Origin of the sequence: Nocardioides sp. (genome assembly GCF_004803405.1) — a bacterium.
GTDB lineage: Bacteria > Actinomycetota > Actinomycetes > Propionibacteriales > Nocardioidaceae > Nocardioides > Nocardioides vastitatis.
Genome location: NZ_SSXI01000290.1, coordinates 1 through 1,539, shown reverse-complemented (window position 1 = coordinate 1,539; position 1,539 = coordinate 1). Strand labels below are relative to the sequence as shown.

Sequence of the window (1,539 nt, the reverse complement as noted above, 5' to 3'; positions counted from 1 at the left end):
GGGCGCTCCCGCCCGCTGGTGGTCGGCGCCTTGGCGGCGCTGGGCGCGTGGGCGCTCGGCGTGCCGGTCTACGCGCTCCTCCGCTGGCTCGTCCGAGGGACCTCGACATCGCTGGAGCTCGGAGAGCTGGCCCGTGCGGCGTCCAACACCCTCGGCCTCGCGATCGTCGGTGGCGCGCTTGCGACCGTCGTCGCGGTCCCGGTCGTCTGGCTGGCGGTCCGCCACCGCGGCCTGCTCACCACCGCCATCGAGCGCAGCGTCTACACCGCCAGTGCGATGCCAGGCATCGTGATCGGGCTGGCGATGGTGACCGTGTCCATCCGACTCGTGCCGGACCTCTATCAGACCGTCGTCGTGCTGGTCGTCGGCTACGTCATCCTCTTCCTGCCGCGTGCCGTGGTGAGCGTGCGCTCGGCCTTCGAGCTGGTGCCGCCGAGCCTGGAGGACGTGGCCCGCAACCTCGGTTGCACCGGACCGGGCGTCGCCGGCAGGGTCACCCTGCCCCTCGTGCTTCCCGGCCTCTTCTCGGCCACCGCACTGGTGGCGCTGGCCGTCTCCACCGAGCTCACCGCGACCCTGCTGCTCGCTCCCACCGGCACGACGACCCTCGCCACCCAGTTCTGGTCGGACGCCTCCTCCATCGCCTACGGTGCGGCCGCCCCTTACGCGCTGGCCCTGATCGCCCTGTCCGTCCCGTCGACCTGGCTCCTGGGCCGGCTCAGCCTCCGAGGTGGCCGATGACCCACGCGCTGCAGATCCATGGCCTCGAGGCCGGCTACTCCGGCCAGCCGGTGCTGCGCGCCCTGGACCTCGAGGTCACCGCCGGCGTGACGGCGATCCTGGGTCCCTCCGGCTGCGGCAAGACGACCCTGCTGCGCGCGGTCGCCGGCTTCGTGACACCGATGGCCGGGACCATCACGGTCGCGGGCAGGGAGGTGGTGTCGGGACGGTCGGTGGTGGCTGCGCGCCGCCGCGGACTCGGCTACGTCCCTCAGGACGGCGCCCTCTTCCCGCACCTCACGGTCGAGGCCAACGTCGGGTTCGGACTGCCCCGCGGCCAGCGCAGAAACTCCGCGCGGGTCTCCGAGGCGCTTGCGCTGGTGGAGCTGCCCGCCAAGCTCGCCCAGCGCTACCCCCATGAGCTCTCGGGCGGCCAGCAGCAACGGGTCGCGCTCGCGCGGGCACTGGCCCCGCGACCCCGCCTCGTGCTGCTCGACGAGCCCTTCTCCTCCCTCGACGCCTCGCTGCGCGAGGAGACCGGTCGTGCCGTCGTACGCGCCTTGCGGGCCGCCGGAGCCGCGGCTGTGCTCGTCACGCACGACCAGGGCGAGGCGCTCTCCCTGGCCGACCAGGTCGCGGTGATGGTCGACGGGTCCTTCCTCCAGGTCGCCGCTCCGGCTGACGTCTACCTCACGCCGGCCGATCCGCGGGTGGCCGCATTCCTCGGGCACGCCGCACTGGTCGCGGGCACCGCGGCCGGTGAGCCCGACGCCGACGGCCGGGTCCGCAGCGCATCCTGTGCGCTGGGCCTGCTCCGGC

General features: G+C 73.8%; 2 protein-coding genes. Both read left to right on the top strand.

What is annotated here, in order from left to right; translation table 11 throughout:
* On the top strand, positions 1-741 hold a 741-nt coding region (locus tag E7Z54_RS20550; protein ID WP_136436605.1), incomplete at its 5' end, for an ABC transporter permease.
* On the top strand, positions 738-1,539 hold an 802-nt coding region (locus E7Z54_RS20545; RefSeq protein WP_136436604.1), incomplete at its 3' end, for an ABC transporter ATP-binding protein. The genes E7Z54_RS20550 and E7Z54_RS20545, both read left to right, overlap by 4 nt.